General features: G+C 74.8%; 2 protein-coding genes and 1 pseudogene. 2 read left to right on the forward strand and 1 reads right to left on the reverse strand.

The annotated features are described in order from the left end of the window. Positions 1 to 221: TetR family transcriptional regulator (locus ACWCO3_RS34250; RefSeq protein WP_450014138.1), on the reverse strand; the 221-nt coding region annotated here is incomplete at its 3' end. A gap of 57 nt (positions 222 to 278) precedes the next feature. Between ACWCO3_RS34250 and ACWCO3_RS34255 the strand changes: the two genes are divergently transcribed. Both ACWCO3_RS34255 and ACWCO3_RS34260 read left to right on the forward strand, forming a co-directional pair. After that, positions 279 to 1,631 carry an MFS transporter gene (locus ACWCO3_RS34255; RefSeq protein ID WP_450014140.1) on the forward strand — a complete coding sequence of 451 codons (1,353 nt, stop codon included), beginning with the start codon at positions 279 to 281 and terminating at the stop codon, positions 1,629 to 1,631. Positions 1,632 to 1,657: 26 nt separating this feature from the next. Then, positions 1,658 to 1,977: pseudogene (locus ACWCO3_RS34260) on the forward strand (hypothetical protein); the annotation flags it as partial.

A 1,977-nucleotide genomic window follows, 5' to 3' on the forward strand; every position in this document is an offset into this window, starting at 1 on the left:
GCACCGCTGGCCAGCTGCGTGGCGGTCAGGTGGAACTCGTTCTCCGGGCCGACGAACTCGCCGTACGTGGGGATCTTGGTGGCGGCGGCGACCTCCCGCAGCCCGACGGCGTCGAAGCCACGCTCGGCGAACAGCGCGGTCGCGGCGGTGAGCACCACCTCGCGGGTCGGCCGGGTCTCGTCGCGTCGCGGGCGACCCGGACGGCGTCGGGGCATGGTCATGGCCGCCATTCTGCCCCTAGAATCCAGCAACCGTTGGATTGCGGAGAGGACGCGGCGATGACCGGGCTCGACAGGCGGCCCGCGGCCGCCACCGACGCGACACTCCCCCGTGGCCCCCTGGCGGGCTTCGCGGCCGGCTCGCTCGGCATGGGTGTCTGGGTGACGGTGCCCGGCCTGCTGCTGCTCTACTTCCTCACCGACGTGCTGGCCGTCGACCCGTGGCTGGCCGGCATCGCGCTGCTGCTGCCGAAGGTCGCCGACGTGGTGCTGCACCCCTGGGTGGGTCACCGCGCCGACGTCGAGCAGACCCGCCGCGGCGACCGGCGTCGCCTGCTGCTGGTCGGCTGCGCCCTGCCGCTCGCGTTCGCCGCGCTGTTCGCGGTGCCCGGCGGCCTGACCGGCGCGCCGGCGGCCGCGTGGGTGGCGGTGTTCTTCGTCGTCGGCAACCTGCTCTTCGCCGCCTACCAGGTCCCCTACCTGGCCACCCCGGCCGACCTGCGCATCGGCTACGACGAACGCACCCGGCTGATGGCGTTCCGGATGGTCGTGCTGACTCTGGGCATCCTGGTGTCCGGCCTGCTGGCCCCGCTGCTCAGCGGCGGCGACACCGCGACGCGCTCCGGCTACCAGCGGATGGGCCTGGTCCTCGCCGTCGGGATGCTGGTGGCCATGCTGGTCGGCGTCGCCGGCATCAGCCGGCTGCGCGGGTCGGCCGCGGACCCCACCCCGGCGGGGCACGGCGGGTGGCGCGCCCTGCGCACCGCGCTGCGCGACCGGCAGTTCCGCTGGCTCGTCGCCGCCTACCTGGCGATGTCCACCACCACCCACCTGGTGCTCGCCGGGGTGCCCTACTACGCCGAGTACGAACTGCGGGCCACCGGCCTGACCACGGTGCTGGTGGCCGCGTTCGTCGCACCGGCGCTGCTGGTCACCCCGGCCTGGCTGATGGTGGCCCGCCGCGTCGGCAAGCAACGGGCGTTGCTCGGCGCGCAGGGCGCGTTCGCCCTCGGGTCGCTGGTACTGGCGGTGGGCCGCCCGGCCGGCCTGCCGGTGCTGATCGGCGCGGTGGCGGTGCTCGGCGTGGCCTTCGCCGGCATGCAACTGCTGCCGTTCTCGATGCTGCCCGACGTGATCCGCGCGGCCCCCGCCACCACCGGCGCCGGCACCTACACCGGGGTGTGGACGGCCACCGAGGCCACCGGCGCGGCCCTCGGTCCGTACGCGTACGCCCTGTGCCTGACCGTCGGTGGTTTCGTGGCCTCGACGGCCGGTGAGTCGCCGGTGCAGCCGGACGCGGCGCTCGCCGCGGTCCGCTACGGCTTCGGGGTGCTGCCGGCGGTGGCGATGCTCGCGGCCGTGCTGCTGCAACGCCGCTACACCCTGGACGCCACCGCCCGGACGACGAGCTGAACGGCCGGCACTAGACTTCGCCCTCGATGGACGCCCAGCCCAGCACTACCGAAACCCGTCCGTGCGCCCACTGTGGAGCGCCGGTGGCGCAGCGTGTCGGCGCGGGCCGGCCGTTTCGCTACTGCCGGGACAACGACGGCGCCTGCCAGCGCGCCTCCCGCAACAGCCGGATGCGCCACCGTAACGCCCCCGGCCTGCCCGGGCAGGTGGCCCGCACCTGGGAGGCGGTGGACCGCCTCGACCAGATCGTCGAGACGTTGACCGAGTCGCTGCACGCCGAGTTGTCGCCGGTGGGTGTGCAGCGGCAACTCGCGCAGGCCCGCGCGGAGGCCGCCACCGAGGTCGC

This window comes from Micromonospora sp. NPDC002411, assembly GCF_053592955.1.